The sequence below is a fragment of the Leucobacter chromiiresistens genome, from assembly GCF_900102345.1.
Lineage (GTDB): Bacteria > Actinomycetota > Actinomycetes > Actinomycetales > Microbacteriaceae > Leucobacter > Leucobacter chromiiresistens.
In genome coordinates, this window is sequence record NZ_FNKB01000001.1 from 580045 (window position 1) to 596999 (window position 16955).

The 16955-nt window shown below is 71.5% G+C and carries 15 protein-coding genes; 3 read left to right on the forward strand and 12 right to left on the reverse strand.

The window, feature by feature from the left end:
* Positions 1-105: 105 nt before the first annotated feature.
* The 8 genes from BLT44_RS02650 to BLT44_RS02685 form a co-directional block, all read right to left on the reverse strand.
* Positions 106-384 (reverse strand): HU family DNA-binding protein, encoded by a 279-nt coding sequence (locus BLT44_RS02650; RefSeq protein WP_010155690.1) that lies wholly within the window; start codon positions 382-384, stop codon positions 106-108.
* Positions 385-665: 281 nt separating this feature from the next.
* Positions 666-971, reverse strand: coding sequence for a 30S ribosomal protein S14 (gene rpsN / locus BLT44_RS02655; RefSeq protein WP_010155689.1), 306 nt, complete (start codon positions 969-971; stop codon positions 666-668).
* Between the two features lie 2 nt (positions 972-973).
* The gene (rpmG, locus tag BLT44_RS02660; protein WP_010155688.1) at positions 974-1141 is read right to left on the reverse strand and encodes a 50S ribosomal protein L33; all 168 of its coding nucleotides are present in this window, start codon (positions 1139-1141) and stop codon (positions 974-976) included.
* The gene (gene rpmB, locus BLT44_RS02665; protein WP_010155686.1) at positions 1141-1377 is read right to left on the reverse strand and encodes a 50S ribosomal protein L28; all 237 of its coding nucleotides are present in this window, start codon (positions 1375-1377) and stop codon (positions 1141-1143) included. Before rpmB ends, rpmG begins: the two co-directional genes overlap by 1 nt.
* 193 nt (positions 1378-1570) lie before the next feature.
* Positions 1571-2203, reverse strand: coding sequence for a variant leucine-rich repeat-containing protein (locus BLT44_RS02670; protein WP_010155685.1), 633 nt, complete (start codon positions 2201-2203; stop codon positions 1571-1573).
* Positions 2200-3693: a variant leucine-rich repeat-containing protein gene (locus BLT44_RS02675; protein ID WP_074689892.1), complete on the reverse strand. Its 1494-nt coding sequence runs from the start codon at positions 3691-3693 to the stop codon at positions 2200-2202. The genes BLT44_RS02670 and BLT44_RS02675 overlap by 4 nt, the downstream gene beginning before the upstream one ends.
* Before the next feature lie 15 nt (positions 3694-3708).
* Entirely contained in the window at positions 3709-4791 is a 1083-nt protein-coding gene (locus BLT44_RS02680; RefSeq protein ID WP_010155682.1) for a coiled-coil domain-containing protein, read from the reverse strand.
* Positions 4788-6377, reverse strand: coding sequence for a hypothetical protein (locus BLT44_RS02685; RefSeq protein ID WP_074689894.1), 1590 nt, complete (start codon positions 6375-6377; stop codon positions 4788-4790). The genes BLT44_RS02680 and BLT44_RS02685 overlap by 4 nt, the downstream gene beginning before the upstream one ends.
* Before the next feature lie 318 nt (positions 6378-6695).
* Between BLT44_RS02685 and BLT44_RS02690 the strand changes: the two genes are divergently transcribed.
* The 3 genes from BLT44_RS02690 to BLT44_RS02700 all read left to right on the forward strand — a co-directional run bounded on the left by BLT44_RS02690 (position 6696) and on the right by BLT44_RS02700 (position 12952).
* A complete protein-coding gene (locus BLT44_RS02690; RefSeq protein ID WP_010155679.1) occupies positions 6696-7505 on the forward strand; it encodes an SGNH/GDSL hydrolase family protein in 810 nt (269 codons plus the stop codon).
* Positions 7502-8728 carry an MFS transporter gene (locus BLT44_RS02695; RefSeq protein WP_029608140.1) on the forward strand — a complete coding sequence of 409 codons (1227 nt, stop codon included), beginning with the start codon at positions 7502-7504 and terminating at the stop codon, positions 8726-8728. Before BLT44_RS02690 ends, BLT44_RS02695 begins: the two co-directional genes overlap by 4 nt.
* 267 nt (positions 8729-8995) lie before the next feature.
* Entirely contained in the window at positions 8996-12952 is a 3957-nt protein-coding gene (locus BLT44_RS02700) for an efflux RND transporter permease subunit (RefSeq protein WP_083351963.1), read from the forward strand.
* A gap of 199 nt (positions 12953-13151) precedes the next feature.
* Here BLT44_RS02700 and BLT44_RS02705 read toward each other — a convergent pair whose 3' ends face one another.
* The 4 genes from BLT44_RS02705 to BLT44_RS02720 form a co-directional block, all read right to left on the reverse strand.
* On the reverse strand, positions 13152-14273 hold the full coding sequence (locus tag BLT44_RS02705; RefSeq protein WP_074689896.1) for a pyridoxal-phosphate dependent enzyme: 1122 nt from the start codon (positions 14271-14273) through the stop codon (positions 13152-13154).
* A 26-nt stretch (positions 14274-14299) separates the two neighbouring features.
* Entirely contained in the window at positions 14300-15265 is a 966-nt protein-coding gene (locus tag BLT44_RS02710) for an amino acid ABC transporter permease (protein ID WP_074689898.1), read from the reverse strand.
* Positions 15262-15912, reverse strand: a complete 651-nt coding sequence (locus BLT44_RS02715) for an amino acid ABC transporter permease (RefSeq protein WP_010155674.1) — start codon at positions 15910-15912, stop codon at positions 15262-15264. The genes BLT44_RS02710 and BLT44_RS02715 overlap by 4 nt, the downstream gene beginning before the upstream one ends.
* 102 nt (positions 15913-16014) lie before the next feature.
* On the reverse strand, positions 16015-16896 hold the full coding sequence (locus BLT44_RS02720; protein WP_010155673.1) for a glutamate ABC transporter substrate-binding protein: 882 nt from the start codon (positions 16894-16896) through the stop codon (positions 16015-16017).
* Positions 16897-16955: the final 59 nt, after the last annotated feature.

Sequence of the window (16955 nt, forward strand, 5' to 3'; positions counted from 1 at the left end):
GCGGGGCTGCGCGGCTGCGCGGCGACGCGACGCGGACGCGAGACGTGTTGGAACGACGAAACCCCCGAACCGCTTCGCGGTCCGAGGGTTTCGAGGAAGACGGAGTTACTTGACAGCAGCCTTGAGCTTGCTGCCGACCGACACCTTGACGCGCTTGCCGGCGGGGATGTCGATGGACTCGCCCGTGCGGGGGTTGCGGCCGGTGCGAGCAGCGGTGGTCGCGGTCTCGAAGGAGATCCAGCCGGGGATCGACACCTTGTCGCCCGAAGCGACGGTGTCGGAGACAGCGGAGAACAGCCCGTCGATCACGCTGGAGACGGCGGCCTGGCTCTGGCCGGTCTCGGCGGCGATCTTCGCGACAAGCTCGGTCTTGTTGAGTGCCATGTTGTGTCCTTCCAAGGCGATGCGCCGCAACCGGGCATGCCCCTAGATCTGGGTTCAGGGTTCCCTCCGGGTGGAGGGTCCGATCGATTGATCGGTACGAATCTACCCCAATTCGGCGGAATGATGCCGAACTTCAGCCGGGGATTCCCCAGACTTAGGTATCGGGAAGCGATATTGCAGTGGTCTGAGAGCGTTTTTCAGTACCGTTCGCCGGAAATGCGAAAAGGCGCGGACCCGAAGGATCCGCGCCTTTCGCGTTGCGGCTGTCGCCGGCTCGAGCGTTACCAGCTCGACTTGGTGATGCCGGGCAGCTCGCCCCGGTGCGCCATGTCGCGGAAACGCACACGCGAGACGCCGTACTTCGTCAGCACGCCGCGGGGGCGGCCGTCGATGACGTCGCGGCTGCGCACGCGCACCGGCGAAGCGTTGCGGGGCAGCTTCTGCAGCCCGACGCGTGCCGCCTCGCGGCTCTCGTCGGTGCCGTTCGGATCGACGAGGGCCTTCTTCAGCTCGAGGCGCTTCGCCGCGTAACGCGCAACGATCGCCTGACGCTGCTTGTTCTTCGCAATCATGCTCTTCTTCGCCATGATTAACGCTCCTCTCGGAAGTCGACGTGCTTGCGGATGACCGGGTCGTACTTCTTCAGCACGAGACGATCGGGGGTGTTGCGACGGTTCTTCTTGGTCACATAGGTGAACCCGGTGCCTGCCGTCGAACGGAGCTTGATGATCGGACGTACGTCCTTGTCCTTAGCCATTAGAGCTTCACCCCGCGCTTCTGCAGATCAGCGACTACCGACTCGATGCCGCGTGCATCGATCATCTTGATGCCCTTGACCGAGAGGGTCAGGGTCACCTTGCGACCGAGCGAGGGCACGTAGTAGGTCTTCTTCTGGATGTTCGGATCGAACCGACGCTTCGTGCGACGGTGCGAGTGCGAAATGTTGTGTCCGAAGCCGGGAACGGCGCCGGTCACCTGGCACACTGCTGCCATGATGTTTCCTCTCATACCGTGAGACCGGACGGCCTCACCCAAGATTTCTTGTCTGCGCGAGTCTGCGACGGCGCCGGTCTCGGCTCGCTGCGATCGATTCACGCGGTCTGTGCACTGGGACGGCGCACAGCCAAAGATCGAGCATACGTCATTACGGCGCTTCGGGCAAGTGGAACGGCGGCGAGCGGGCGCTTCAGGCGTCGTGCTCGCGCTTCACCTGCGCAAGGCGCGTCTCCGCCTGCGCGTAGGCGAGTGATTCCTGCTCGAGCACGTACTCGAGGTCTCCGATGTTGGTGCGCAGGATCTTCACCACGTCGTCGAGTTCGGCGCGCGCCCCGATCTGCTCGCTGATCCGCGCCTCGGCTTCGCGTATCCGCGCCTGCTCGGAGTCGAGGGCCGCCTTCGCCCGGGCGAGGTTCTGCCGCGCGATCTCGACTTCGGATTCGACGCGGGCCTTGTCGCGCACGACGTCGCGCAGCTCCTCCTCCGCCTCGAGGCGGGCGCGGCGCAGGCGCTCCGCCTCTTTGGCCGCGAGGCGGCGCTCCCACTCGGAGAGCGACGCGCCGCCATCGGCATGGGGTGCTGCACGCCGCTCCGAAGGGGCGTGCGGGGGCGCGGGGTCGTGCGCCTCGCGAACGGGAGCGCTGTTGCGCGCGATCCAGTCGGCGAGCATGGGGGTGATGTTCGCGTGCTCGGCGACCCTGCCCCGGAGCTCGGGGAACTTCGCGGCGATCTCCGCGAGTTCGGCGGCCGCGGTCGTGGGCGCGGCGAGCAGCTCGCGGGCGGCGTCGAGCGTCAGGCGTGCAGGCGCGGACTCCCGGTTCACGATTCGTCGAGGGAGCGCTGCGCGGCGCCCATCAGCGCCAGGCGTTCTTCGAGTTCGACGCGCAGCAGCCGCTCGCGCCGCTCGCGCTCCTCCGCTGCGGAGCGGCCGTCGCTCTCGGCGTCGAGCCGCGCTTCGAGGGCGAGCCGCGACTGGGTCTCGTCGAAGATGGTCTGCTCGAGCTGGCGCGCGCGCGAGCGCTCGTCCGTGAGCAGCGCCTCGAGTTCGGTCACGCGCAGCTCCAGCTCGGCTTCGGCGGCGACGTTCTCGACGGTGCGCTGCTCGGCCTGACGCTCCATCTCGGATCGGAACACGTCGAGTTCGTTCTGCAGCGAGAGCAGTTGCTCGTTCAGGTCGGCGACCTGCGCCTCGGCGCTCTTCCGTGCGCTGCGCTCGACCGATACCTGGGCCTCCAGTTCGGTGCGCATGAGCGATTCGTTGCGCGCGCGGGCCTCGGCCTCGGATCGGGTGTCGGCCTCGGCGGTGAGCAGTGCCTCGGTCTCGAAGGCGAGCTGCGAGACGACGGCGAGCCGTTCGTCGAGCGTCGCCCGCTCCTCCGCCAGCTGCGTGAGGCGCTCGCCCGCCTGCTCGAGCTCGGCTTCGGTTGCGGCGCGCTGCTGCTGCTCCTCCTCGTGCTGCGCCGTCAGCTCCTCGATCTCGCGGCGCAGCTCGACGAGTTGGGTTTCGAGGCTTCGCCGCACCTCGGCCTCGCTCCTCGCGAGGGCTTCGGCTCGCTCGCGCGCCTCCTCCTCGAGTCTGCTCTGCGCTTCGGCCGAGGCGCGCGCGCGGGCTTCGGCGAGCGTCTCCTCCTGCGATCGGTCCCTCGCTTCGAAGGCGAGCTGCACCCGCGCCTCCGCTTCGAGGCGTGCTTTCACCTCGGCGTCGAGCTGCGCGCGCATGTCGCGCAGCCGGGTGTCGGAGTACTCCCGCAGCTCCGTGTCGCGGTCGGTGGCACCGCGCGGGGTCTTCGGCTCCTCGAACGCGGCGGCGTAGCGGGCGCGGAGCTTCTCGATGGAGGCCTGCGTCGCGGTCGGCTGCGGCCGCTCCGCGACCGACTGCGGTCGCGGCGCGGTCGCCGTGTCGACGCGCGCCTCCGGCGCGGGCCGCGGCTTCGGCTCGCTGATGCGCGTCGCCCGATCGAGCCCCGGGCGCTTCTCGGCGCCGGCCCCGGCCTCCGGCCCGTCCGCTGCCGCGCGCGCCCCCGCGTTCGCGGCGTGCGGGCGTCGCGGCGGCACCGCTGCCGGTTTCGCACCGGTGTCGCTCGGCCCCTGGTATTCGGGCACGCTGGGCTCCGATTCGGCGTCGTCTCCGCTCGTCTCCCGTCTCGCGACCTCGTCCATCCAGTCGATGAGATCCGGGTAGACGTTCGGGTGCTGGCGGATCCGGTCGCGCAGCGGGGCGTGCTGCGCCGCGATCTCGGCGAGAATGCGTGCGGACGTGCTCTGATCGGCAACGAGGATCTCTGCCGTTTGATCGCTGATCTGCAGTTTCATGTCGGCTCTCCTCCACTATCCGTTGTGCCGGTCGGCGCTCGCCTGCCGCAGATGCTCTTCGATCTGCGCGATGACGGTTTCGGTCTTGCGCGAGACGCGGTGGTCGTCGATGAACGTGCGGATGAACTCCGCCTCGTCGTTGAGCGCTTCGAGTCGGGCCTGCGCGCGGGCGTGCACCTTGTCGGAGAACATCTCGACCTGGTTCACCAGGTTGTTGGAGTACAGCTGCGCCTGCTCGATCAGGTCGGAGGCGTGCTTGCGCGCCTCCGCATGCTGCCGCTGCACCTCCTGCCGCAGGCGCTCGTGGAGGGCTTCGCTCTCCTGCCCGACCGCATAGGCGCGCTCGTTGATCTCGGCCGCCTTCAGGTTCGCCTGGTCCAGGATGGCCGCCGAGCGCTCCGTGGCCTCCGACAGCGCCCGGTCGCACTGGGCCTCGACCTCCGCCTGGCGCTCCAGCAGCATGCGCTCGACCTCGATCGCATGGTGCTCGGTCTCCTCGCGGAGCCGGTGGATCTCCTCGCGCTGCTGATCGATGTGCGCCTGGGCCTCCTGGCGGGCCTGCATGATCTCGCCCTCGGCGACGGCGCGGATGTTCGCCGCGTCGCGTTTGGCCTGCGTGACGGCTTCGCTCGCCTCTCCGAGCCGGGCGTTGGCGATCGCGGCGACCTCGACGGCGGCCGTCTCGCCTTGGAGCGCCGCATCCTTGGCTCGGCGCTGCGCCTCGTTGAGGATGTGCTCCGCCTGCTCCTCGCTGCTGCGGAGCAGGCGCTGCGCCGCCGCTTCGGCTTCGACGGTGATCGATTCCGAGCGCCGCTTCGCCTCGTCGAGCATGTGCTCGGCCTGCACCTCGGCGGTGCGGAGCACCTCCTCGAACTTCGAGCCGAGCCCCGCGAAGGTGGGCTTCTGCGACTGCGCCTTGCTGAGGTTCTTGTTGGCGATCTCGAGCTCGGTCTCGATCGCCCGCATCCGCTCGGTGAGCGCACCGCGTTCGGCTTGGAGTTCGTCGATCGTGGAGTCGAGGTTGCGCAGCAATCGGTCGACTTCGTGGCGCGAGTATCCCTTCCGCTCCGGGGAGATCGCGTACGTGTGCATGCTCATGGGGTCGGTGTCTTTCTCGTGGGTGCCGGGCGTTCCGCCGCGATCGTGATCTGGTTGCGGTCGCGGGAGCGGGCCGGTGGCCCTGCGGCACTGCGACGGAGGGGCAGGGGCGTCGCGAGCAGCCCGGCGGACGTCCATCCCGCGACGGTGTCTTCCAGGTGCGGCCAGGCGAATATCGCGAACCCGGCTGCGAGCAGTGCGATGATCAGCACGGCGAGCATGAGGTCGACGGCGCCCCAGCCCCGCTTGCCGCTCGGCTCCTCGCCGGTCGCGGCGGTCGCGGCGTCGAGCTTCTCGGGCTGCTTCTCGGATCCGCTGCGTTTCGCCTTCACCGCGTCGCGCATCTGCTGCTTGCGCGCCTTCGCCCGGCGCTTCTCCTCGCGCTGCTCCTGCTGCAGGTATCGACGCGCCTCGCGGTCGGCCTTCTTCCGCTCCTTCTTGGTGCGCTCGTCGAACGCGTCGACCGGAACGAAGCCGGTTCTTCTCCGAGCCGGGTGATCGGGACCGTGAGGATCCTCCGGCGCGTCGCCCTCCGCCGCGCCCGCGGCGGCGGCGCCGTTCTGCACGGCACCGCCGTCGGCGCCCGCCGCCGCATCGGTGCTGGCCACCGCATCGGTGCTGGTCGCCGCATCGGTGCTGGCCGGCTCCGGCGCGGATGCGCGCTGCTCGGCGGGCGCCGGTGCTGCGGGCTCCGCTTCGGCAGGCTCCGCTTCGGCAGGCGCCGCTGCGCGGGGCTCCGGTGCTGCGAGCTCTGCCGCGGCGGCGATCGCGGGTGCCGGTGCCGACTGGGCGGGCGCCCGCGCAGCGAGCACCGGCTCCGTATCCGCCTCGGACTCCGGTGCGGCTGCGCCCGGGGCCGCGGCCCCCGTCGTCGCTTCCGCCGTCGGCTCCATCGACGCGGGCTCCATCGACGCGGGCTCCGTCGACGCGGGCTCCGTCGCCGTCGGCTCCATCGCCGCCGAGTCCGTGGTCTCCGGCTTCGCGGGTTCCGCCGCTCGGTCGACGTCGGTCGACGCCGCATCGGCCCGCAGCGCATCCTGCGCCGGTGGAACGTGCGCTGCACCTGCGGTTCTCGACGGGGCGATTCTCGGCGAAGCCGCCGCCGCAGTGCCCGTCGCGATCGACGGGGCCGTTTCCGCTGAGCTCGCACCCGCGGCGGGGAGCGCCGATCGCACCGTCCCGGGCGGCGTCACCGCACCGCGGCGCTCCCCGGTGGCGATCTCGCCGGTGTCGATCAGCGCCGCGGTGCGCGTCGCATCGGCCCGGCTCTTGCGCAGGAGCGCGACATTCGATTCGAGCTTGGCCTGCTGGGCGCGCAGCTGCTCGAGGGTCGTGCGCACGCGCTCGAGCGACATCGCCTCCTCGGCCTGGCGCTGCTCGACGACGTGACGCTTCTGCGCGGCGCGCTGCACGGAGCGCTGCACCTCGACGAGCTCGTCACGGAGTCGGAGCAGCGTCACCTCCGCCGCGGCCTTCTCGCGCAGCACCCGAACGAGTTCGCCGTCGATGCGGGCGCGAGAGCGATCATCGCGGAGGGGCCGCTGGGCGGCGGCGCGCCAGTGCAGCCCGGTGCCGGTCTCCCCCATAGTCGTCTCCCACTTCTCCGCCTGCTGTCGCCGCACCCGATCGCCGACCGCGCTCGCGGCCCCTGCGCGCGGCTCGCGGCGCGGCTGCCGGATCGCCGGCCGGGGCCGGAGGCGGGAGGGCGGTCACCGCTGTGCGGCGCTCACACATTTGGGTAAACGTACTGTCGCCGAAGCCGTTGCGCGGAGAAATCGCAGCACTTTGGGTAGTGAAACGCGATGTTTACGTATTCGGCAGCCCGTTCTCCGCGCACTTCCGGCGGGTTTTACGCATTCGGGCGACGGGAAAGTGCGTATCGGGAACAGGCGTAGGCTGAGGCCGTGATCGAGTCGCACGAAGCCACCGAACCCGCCCCGATCCGATACGTCGCGATCGGCGACAGTTTCACGGAGGGGGTCGGCGACGAGCGACCCGACGGCTCCGTGCGCGGGTGGGCGGATCTCGTCGCGCAGGGGCTCGCCGATGCGACGGGTGCGCCCGTCGAGTACGCGAATCTCGCCATCCGGGGCCGACTGCTCGCGCCGATCATCTCCGAGCAGCTGGAGCCGGCGCTCGCGCTGCGCCCCACCGTCGTGACGTTCAACGGCGGCGGCAACGACATGCTCCGGCCGCGCACGAACATCTCCTGGATCGCGGCCCAGACCGAGCGCGCCCTCCTGCGGATCCGCGACGCCGGCGCCGAGCCGGTGCTGCTCGCGGGTGCGAACCCGACCGCCGGTCTGCCCGGCGGCGTGCGCGTGCGGGCGAAGGGCGACGAGCTGGTGCGCGCCGCGCGCGCCATCGCCGAGCGCCTGGAGGTGCGCTTCGCCGACAACTGGAGCGACCCCGAGCTCGCCGGCGGGCAGTACTGGTCGCCCGACCGGCTCCATCTCGCCCCCGTCGGCCACCATCGCGTGGCTGCGAACGTGCTGCGGGCGATGGGGTACGCGCCCCCGGTCGATTGGGAGGTGCAGGCCGGGCCGATCCCGCGTCCGACCCGCAGGGATCAGCTGCGCTACACCCGCGAGCACGTGGTGCCGTGGGTGCAGCGCCGACTGACCGGACGCTCCAGCGGAGACGGCCGCACGGCGAAGTACGCGGAGTGGACGCGGATCGAGCCCCGCGAGCGCGACTCCGCCCCCTCCGCATGACCGCGCCCTCCGAATCGAGCGGCCGCCGCCCTCGGGCGCTCGCGGGCGCGCTGGCGCTCACCGGGCTGCTGCTCGTCGCGGGCAACCTGCGTGCGAGCCTCACCTCGGTCGGCCCGATCCTCGACCGTCTGCAGTCGGAGCTCGGGCTGAGCTCGCTCGCCGCCTCGATGCTCATCAGCCTGCCGCTGCTCGCGTTCGCCGGGGTGTCGCCGATCGTGCCGTCCGTGGCGGCGCGCCTCGGGCTCGAACGGCTGCTCGGCGGCAGCCTCGCGATGCTCGCCGCGGGAATCGCGCTGCGCTCCGTCGGCGGCGCGTGGCTCTGGGTGGGCACGATCGTGCTCGGCGTCGCGATCGCGTCGCTCAACGTGTCGCTGCCCGCACTCGTGAAGCGCGACTACCCGAGGCGCATCGGGCAGGTGACGGGCGCGTACTCGGTGGTGCAGTCGGTGTTCGCCGCGATCGCGGCGGGCGTCTCCGTGCCCCTCGCCGACGCGACGAGCCTCGGGTGGCGACTGTCGCTCGGCCTGTGGGCCGGGTTCGCGCTCCTCGCGCTCGCCGCCCTCGTTCCGCGGATTCTGCGCAGCGGCTCGCCGCGCGACAGCGCGCCCAGCGAGGTCATCGCGCTGCCCGGCGGCGGCACCTCGCGCGACCGGTTCTCGCCCTGGAGGTCGGCCCTCGCCTGGCAGCTCACCGCGTTCATGGGCGTGCAGTCGGTCGCCTACTACATCCTCATCCTCTGGCTGCCCTCGATCGAGGTCGCATCGGGCATCTCGCCCTCCGCCGCCGGGCTCCACCTGCTCATTCTGAACGCCGTCGCGATCATCGGCAGCACCGTGTGCTCGGCGCTCATTCCGCGGTTCCGCGACCAGCGCGGGCTGGGCGCGGTCTCGGGCCTCTTCTTCGTGGTGGCCGCCGTCGGGCTCGCGTTCGCCCCCCAGTGGGGCGCCGTCTGGGCCGGGTGCGGGGGCCTGTCGGGCGGCATCTCGATCGTGCTGGCGCTCTCGTTCTTCGGGCTGCGCACCCACCACCACCGCCACGCCGCCGCCGTCTCCGGCATGGCGCAGGCCGTCGGGTACCTGTGCGCCGCCGCCGGGCCGCCCGCGATCGGGCTGCTCCACGACGCGACCGGATCATGGGCGCCAGCGCTGTGGACGATCGGCGGCATCGGCGTGCTGCTGATGGGGCTCGGGGTGCTCGCGGGCCGCGACCGCTACGTGCGGTAGCGGGCCTCCGGCGTGCCCGACGCCGGCCCCGCCGCCGCCTGTAGGGGCCCTTCCGGCTTCCCCGAATCATCCCTCGGGATGATCCGAAATGGTACCGCGGGCCGATGCCCGCGCTCGCCGGAGCCGACAAGCTGAGAGGGTCGATCACGCCGCCCGGCTCGCGCCCGGCTGCGTCTCCCGTCTCGTCTCACCGGACGCACGGCGGCCGACGCATCCCCGGGTGCGCCGGCCGCCGTCGCGCCGCCCGACGCCCAGCCGAAAGCGTTCATGTCGTTCCTCACGCGCACCAGTCTCAAGAACCGACTCATCGTCGGCCTCACCACCCTCGCGATCGCCGTGATCGGCGTCGTCTCGATGGGATCGCTGAAGCAGGAGCTGATGCCCTCGATGCAGGTGCCCATGGCGTTCGTCATGGCGCAGTCGCAGGGCCTCGCCCCCGAGGAGATGGCGAGCACCGTCACCGAGCCCGTAGAGCAGGCGCTGCTCGCCGTGCCCGGAGTCACGAGCGTCACCTCGACCACCTCCAGCGGCGATGCGCAGATCATCGCCGAGTGGAGGTTCGGGGAGGACGACGACGAGACCCTGCGCGCCATCCGCAGCGCCGCCGAGGCGCTGCGCCCGTCGTTCCCGTCGGGCAGCGAGCTGCAGGTCATGTCGGGCGGCGCCGACGACATGCCCGCGATGATGCTGAGCGCCGGCACGTCGGGCGATCAGGAGGCCTTCGGCGACGCGCTCGCCCAGACCGTGGTGCCCGCACTGCAGAACATCCCCGGCGTGCGCACCGTGGATCTCGCCGGGCAGCAGGAGCACCGCATCACGATCGCCCTGCGGGCGGCCGACGTCACGCGGCTCGAGGTCGACCCCGCGAGCCTGCAGCCGATCCTGCAGTCGCACGGCGCGGCGCTCCCCGCCGGGCAGGCCGAGTCGGCCGAAGGGCCCATCTCGGTGACGGTCGGCACTCCCCTCGCCTCCCTCGAGGACATCGCCGCACTGCCCGTGCCCACCGCCGACGGCGCCGTGCGCATCTCGGACTTCGCCGATGTCGAGCTGGAGGCGGTGCCCGCCCAGAACCTGTCGCGCGTCAACGGCAACCCGTCGCTCACCCTGCAGATCACGCCGGCGCAGGGAGCGAACGTCGTCGACATCTCGCACGCGGTGCACGCCGAGCTCGATCGCCTCGCGCCCACCCTCGACGCCGAGTTCATCACCATCTTCGACCAGGCGCCCTTCATCGAGCAGTCGATCCACGATCTCTCGGTCGAGGGCGGGCTCGGGCTGCTCTTCGCGGTACTCGTGATCCTGGCGTTCCTCTGGTCGTGGCGATCGACCGTCATCGCGGCCGTCTCGATCCCGCTCTCCCTGCTCATCACCCTCATCGGGCTCTGGACGAGCGGCAACACCCTCAACATCTTGACGCTGGGCGCACTCACCATCGCCATCGGCCGCGTCGTCGACGACTCGATCGTCGTCATCGAGAACATCAGCCGCCGCAGGGGCGACGGCCCGCTGACCGTCGAGGGCGTCGTCGCCTCCGTGCGGCAGGTGGCCGGCGCGATCACCGCGTCGACGCTCACGACCGTCGCGGTGTTCCTGCCCATCGCGTTCGTGTCGGGCATCGCGGGGCAGCTCTTCCGGCCGTTCGCCGTCACCGTGTCGATCGCCCTCATCGCCTCCCTCGTAGTCGCGCTCACCATCGTTCCCGTGCTGGCCTACTGGTTCCTGCGGCACGCCCCCGCGCACCGGGGAGCGGCAGCCTCCGCGGCCGACGGCGCAGCCGACGCCGACCGTGCGGGCCGGGCCGTGCAGGATCACGAGCGCGCGCCCGAACCCGCCGCCTTCGGGGCCGGCAGCGCCGACGCCCCGCGATCCCTCCCCGCCGAGCCGTCGGAGCTCGACGAGATCCAAACCGCGCCGGATCGGCTGCAGCGCACCTTCATGCCCGCGCTGAACGCCACCCGCCGGCACCCGGCCATCACACTCGTCGTGTCGGGACTGCTGCTCGTCGCCACCCTCGGCATGACCGCGTTCATCAAGACCGACTTCCTCGGCTCGTCGGGCCAGGAGAGCCTGCAGCTCACGCAGGCTCCCCCGCAGGAGGCCGGCGACGACCTCGTGGCCGCCGCCGAGCCGGTCGAAGCCGCACTCGGCAGGATTCCGGGCATCGCCGACGTGATGACGTCGATCCCCATGCCCACCCCCGGCACGCCGAGCACCATCAGCTACGACCTGCAGCTCGACGACGGCGCCGATGTCGAGACGGTCGAGGCGGCGGTCCAGGATGCCGTCGACGCGCTGCCCGACGCGGGCGAGATCTCGCTCGCCTCGCAGGATGCGTTCGTGGCCGGCGCCGCCGGAGAGGGCATCGCGCTGCAGATCTCGGGCAACGACGGGCAGGCGCTGCGGGAGGCCAGCGACCTGCTCGAAGCGCAGCTCGCCGATGCCGACGGGGTGCGCTCCGTCACGAGCGAGCTCTCGGGCGAGCAGCCCGTGCTGCGCGTCGTCGTCGACGAGCTGGAGGCGACCCGCCTCGGCTTCGACCGCACCACCATCGCGACCGCCGTGCAGGAGGCCCTCTCGGGCTCGACCGTCGGCACCCTCATGCTCGGCGGCCAGGAGCGCGACATCATCGTGCGCACCCCGGGCACGGAGCGCGCCGCCGACCAGCTCGGCGAGGTGCTGCTGCCCGTCACCGCGCAGCAGACCGCGGAGGCGCAGAAGGCCGCCGGCAAGGTGCTCGAGGACAAGGCCAAGGCCGAGGCCGAAGCCGCCCGCATCGAGGCGGCGAACGAGCTGGACGCCCAGATCGCCGACGCCGCGAACCAGCGCGCCGAACTCGTGTCGCAGATCGGAGCGCTGAACGAGCAGCTCGCGCAGCTCTCGGCCGCACCCGTCGTACCCGAGGCGCCGCGCACCCCCGACGAGGATGCGCTGGTGCGCGCCCAGGAGGAGCGCGCCGAGCAGCTCGCAGGCCTGCAGGGCGCGCTCGAGAGCGCGCAGGCGGGCATCACCGGAATGGACGAGCAGATCGCCGCACTGCGCCAGGCGCAGACCGACGCGGCGACGCGGCAGGCGGAGGCCGAGGCCGCCGAGGCCGAGCAGCGCGAAGCGGCCGAGGTCACGGGCGACGCCATCCCCCTCTCGGCGGTCGCTACGATCGAGCAGGAGCTCACGGCGCCCACGATCACCCGTGCCGACGGCGAGCGCCAGGTGTCGCTGACCGTGATCCCCCGCGACGGCGAGCTCGCGACCGCGAGCCTCTCGATCGACACCGCCATCGCCGAGACGAAGCTGCCGGCCGGCGTGCAGTTCGAACAGGGCGGGGCCGCCGAGCAGCAGGACGAGGCGTTCGGGCAGCTCGGCCTCGCGATGCTCGCGGCGATCATGCTCGTGCTGCTCGTGATGGTCGCCACCTTCCGCAGCTTCCGCGGTCCGCTGGTGCTGCTCATCTCCATCCCGTTCGCGGCGACCGGCGCCATCATCGGCCTGCTCGTCACGCAGACCGCTCTCGGGCTGCCGGCCCTGATCGGCCTGCTCATGCTCATCGGCATCGTCGTGACGAACGCCATCGTGCTGATGGACCTCGTGAACCGGCTCCGCGAGGCGGGGGCGACCCTCGACGAGGCCGTGGAGCACGGCACCCGCCTGCGCCTGCGCCCGATCCTCATGACGGCTGCGGCCACGGTGTTCGCGCTGATCCCGATGTCGCTGGGGCTCACCGGGGGCGGCGTGTTCATCTCGAAGCCCCTCGCCATCGTCGTGATCGGCGGACTCGTCTCGTCGACGCTGCTCACGCTCATCCTCGTGCCGATCCTCTACACGCTCGTGGAGCGCCGCCGAGAGCGCAGGCTCGTGAAGCGCGCCGCCCGGCGAGAGCGGAGGCTCGCCCTGCGAGCGGACGGTGCGAGCGCTCCCACCGAGGCGCGCGACGCCCAGCGCGAATTCGCCGCCGAGCAGCGCACGGCGAAGCAGGAGGCCCGCGAGGCGAAGCAGGCGGCGCGGGCGGCGCAGCGGGCGGCGAAGCGGGAAGGGCGCGAGGCGAAGCGCGCGGCGCGGGCGAACCGTTCGACGGCGCGTTCGGCGGGGTCGGCGGGGTCGGCGGGCGGCCGCTCGCCCGAGGCCGACGCGGCGGGCGAGGACGGAACGGCCGGCGGCGGCGAGCCGGCCGGCGGTGTCGAGCCGAGCGGCGGCGGCGAGCCGGGCGCTGCCGGCGAGGCCCGCGCGTAGGGGCGCTTCGCAGCCCTCCGCAGCCCCTCCGCAGCCCTCCGGAGCCCCTCTATCCCCGCCGAGACGGAGGCCATGCGCCGAGACCGAGGGTTCCGCAAGCCGAGAAACCCTCGGTCTCAGCGAAAACCCTCGGTCTCAGCGGGGGGGTCGGGGCGGGGGGCGGCACCACCGCGCCACCGCACCGCCGCACCGCACCGCTTCAGGCGGGCGGCGGCGCCTTGAGCCCCGAGCCGGTGAGCAGCACGACGGTCGTGTCGGAGGGCAGGATCGCGCGGCGCTCGACCAGCACTCCGAGCGCCGCGGCCGCGGTCGCGCTCGTCGGCTCGGCGAAGAGCCCGCGCGCCGCGAGCTGCGCGTGCGCCGCCCGGATGCCGTCCTCGGGGATCGCGACCGTGCCGCCGCCGCTCTCCCGGAGTGCGTCGAGCATCGGTTCGAGGCGGAGCGGCCGGGCGATGGACGCGCCCTCCGCGATCGTCGGGAGCACCGCTCGCGCTCGGGCAGCGTCGCCCCGTTTCACGTGGAACGCCGCGTCCACGGGCGAGCAGTGCAGGGGCTGCGCGGCGTAGAGCCTCGGCAGCCGGTCGATCTCGCCGGCACGCAGCAGCTCGCGGAACCCGAGGGCGCACCCGAGCAGGCTGCTGCCCGCCCCGACCGGCATCACCACGGCGTCGGGGGCGACGAACCCGAGATCCTCCCAGATCTCGTAGGCCAGGGTCTTCGTCCCCTCCAGGAAGAACGGGTGCCAGTTGTGGCTGGCGTACCAGCCCAACCCGCGCTCCGCGGCGGCGATCGCGGCATCCTGGGCGGCCACCCTGGGCCCCTCGACCAGTTCGATGCGCGCCCCGTACGCCCGCGCTTGCACGAGCTTGCCGGGCGATGTGCTCGCCGGGGCGAACACGGAGACGTCGAGGCCCGCCGCAGCGCCGTAGGCGGCGACCGAGGCCCCGCCGTTGCCCGAGCTGTCTTCGATCACCGCCCGGGCGCCCTGCTGCCGCAGCAGGGAGAGCATCACGCTCGACCCGCGATCCTTGAAGCTGCCGGTGGGCGAGCACCACTCGAGCTTCCAGAGCGGCCGCGCACCGCCCCACTCCCCCGCCACGAGCGGCGTGCGCCCCTCGCCGAGCACCACCGGCGCGGCGATCTCGCCGGCGAATGCCGCGCGATAGCGCCACAGACCGGGAGCGTCGGGCTCGATCTCCGCTCGGGTGATCCCGCGCCCCGGCTCCAGGAGCATCGGGCCGCCCGTGCCCGAGCGCCAACGCCCCGGTTCGAGCGGGATCCGCTCCCCCGAGGCGGGGTCGACGTACTGCCGCTCGGGCACGCGCGGAGCGACCGGCCGCCGGGCCGTCAGCGCGACCGCCCGCCCGAACCGGGGCCGTGCGCTCCGCCGCCGGAGCCGAGATCGCCCTCCCCGGCGGCGAGCCCGGTGCCCACCTCGCCGCCGATCGCGGCCGCCACCGCGGGCGCCTTCGCCGCCGAGAGCGGCTTGCCGCTGCGCATCGCGGCCAGGCGGCCGGCCCGGCGGCCGAGCCACGAGACCGACAGGTTGATGGCCAGGTAGATGACGACGGCGACGACCCAGAAGGTGAAGAGATACCGGTTGCCGTAGAACGTCGAGGCCTGCTTCACGGTCGACGCGAGCTCGGAGTACGCGACGATGTAGCCGAGCGACGTGTCCTTCAGCAGCACGACGAGCTGGGCGATGATGATGGGCAGCATCTGCGTGAACGCCTGCGGGAACTCGATGAGCAGTCGCGTGCGCACCGGGGTGAGCCCGATCGAGAGACCGGCTTCGCGCTGCCCCTTGTTCAGGGCGACGATGCCCGCTCGCAGCGCCTCGCCGATGATGGCGCCGTTGTAGACGATGAGCGCGATGACGACCGCGCCGAAGGCGCCGGTCGATGCGACGAGCAGGATGAAGAGCATCATGAGCAGCACGGGCATGCCGCGGAAGAACTCGAGCAGCACGGTCGTCGGGATGCGGATGAAGGGATTCGTCGCGAGCCGGCCGAACGCGAAGACCATGCCGAGCAGCACCGCGCCGACCATCGCGACCGCCGCGGCGCGCAGCGTGTTCAGCACGCCCCGCCCGATGAACTGCCACACCTCGCCGTACGCCAGCACGTCCCAGCGCGACGGATCGAACATGCCGGGGTTCTCGTTGCCGTTGACGGAGATCTGCGGCTGCGCCAGACGCCAGACGACCCAGCCGAGCAGTGCGGCGAGCGCGATCACGCCGACGATCGAGATGATGCGGGAGCGCCGTCGCGCCCGGGGGCCCGGGGCGTCGTAGAGAACCGTCGCCGTGCTCATCGCAGCACCCGCACCTTCTTCTCGATCTGCCCGGCGATGAGGCCGAGCGGAATGGTAATCAAGAGGTAGAAGCAGGCCACGCCGATGAGGATCGGGATCACCGCCTGCCCGTTGTTGTTCGTGAGCTGGCGCGCCGTGGCGAAGAGCTCCACCACGAAGAAGCCGCCCGCCACGGAGGTGTTCTTCGTCAGCGCGATGAAGACGTTGATGAGCGGCGGCACGACCATGCGCAGCGCCTGTGGCAGCACGATCAGCGACAGCGTCTGGCCGAAGCCGAGGCCGATGGAGCGGGCCGCCTCGGCCTGCCCGACGGGCACGCCGTTGATGCCGCTGCGCAGCGCCTCGGCGACGAACGGCGAGGTGTAAACGGCGAGGCCGATGGAGGCGAGCACGACGTAGGGCGGCTTGTCGGGCACGATCAGCGGGAGCACGAACACCATGAAGAGCAGCAGCAGCGTGAGCGGGATGTTGCGGATCAGCTCGGTGTACGCCGTCGCGAATCCGCGGAGCGACGCGACGGGGCAGATGCGCATCACGGCGACCAGGAGGCCGATCAGGAGCGCGCCGACTCCGCCGAACAGCAGCAGCTGCAGCGTCGTCAGGAAGCCGGCGAGAATGTCGTCGGCGTTCGCGAGTAGGACATCCACGAACGGGATCCCTTCTTCGGGGCGGATCCCTGAGGCGGCGTGCGCCGCCTCAGGATCAGCTCGATGGCAACGTGCGGGTGGTGCGGCGGGAGCCGCGGCCGATCAGTAGCGATCGACGGTGGGGGGCTCCGGGGTCTCCAGCACCTTGCCGGCGGTCTTCTCCCAGGCGGCCGCCCAGTCGCCGTTGTCGAACGACTCCTCGAGCGTGTCGTTGACGAAGGAGCGGAAGTCGTCGTCGCCCTTCATGAGGCCGATGCCGTAGGGCTCCTCCGTGAACGGGTTCTCGACGACCTCGAACTCCCCCTCGTTCTGGTCGGCGAGGCCGGCGAGGATCACGTTGTCGGTCGAGACGGCGACCACCTCGCCCGAGCGCAGCGGCTCGAGGCAGTTCGAGTAGGTGTCGGTGGCGAGCACGTCGACGCCGGCCTCCTTCAGGTTCTCCTCCGAGGTCGACCCGGTGACCGAGCAGACCTTCTGACCCTTGACGTCGTCGATGCCCGTGATGCCGTCGGGGTTGCCCGAGAGCACGAGGAGATCCTGACCGGCGATGTAATAGGGGCCGCCGAAGTCGATGACCTGCTTGCGGTCGTCGTTAATGGTGTAGGTGGCGATCACGAGGTCGACCTCGTTGTTCTCGATGAAGGGCTCACGGTTCGCCGAGACCGCCTCCTTCCACTCGATCTGGTCTTCGGTGAGGCCGAGCTTCGCCGCGATGATCTTGCCGATCTCGACGTCGAAGCCCTCGGGCGAGTTCGTGGTCGGGTTCATCAGGCCGAAGAGCGGCTGATCGTACTTCGTGCCGATGGTGATCTTGCCGGCTTCGTTGAGCTTGGCCATCGTCGTGCCCTCGTCGAACGTCACGTCCTCGGCGGGCGCGGGAGCCGACGACTCTTCGCCGGCGTCGTTGGGCGAGCCCGATGCGCATGCGGTGAGGGCGAGGAGTCCGGTTGCGGCGAGCACGGCTGCGTACTGTGCGATTCGCATGGTGTCTGCTTTCTCTTCGGTGAGTGGGGTGGGCCCGGGGCGGATGGTTGCGCCGAGGC